Consider the following 254-nt stretch of genomic DNA (forward strand, 5'->3'; position numbering starts at 1 on the left):
GCCCCGCCCGGGCCTTGTTCACCCAGGCCGGGTCGGCCAGCAGGGGGCGCGCCATGGAAACCAGATCTGCAGTCCCGGCGGCCAGCAGGGCTTCGGCGACTTCAGGCGTGTTGATGCGGTTGCTGGTGATCAGCGGCAGGCTGACTTCGGGGCGCAGGCGCGCGGTGATGCCGGCGAAGGCTGCTCGCGGCACCGAGGTTACGATCGTGGGCACGCGCGCCTCATGCCAGCCGATCCCGGTATTGATCAGGCTG

The 254-nt window shown here is 70.1% G+C and carries 1 protein-coding gene; it reads right to left on the bottom strand.

What is annotated here, in order from left to right:
• Nucleotides 1-214: oxidoreductase (locus tag FLQ44_RS13530; RefSeq protein ID WP_500692548.1), on the bottom strand; the 214-nt coding region annotated here is incomplete at its 3' end.
• Between the last annotated feature and the right edge of the window lie 40 nt (nucleotides 215-254).

The organism is Vogesella mureinivorans, from assembly GCF_007644035.1.
Classification (GTDB): domain Bacteria; phylum Pseudomonadota; class Gammaproteobacteria; order Burkholderiales; family Chromobacteriaceae; genus Vogesella; species Vogesella mureinivorans.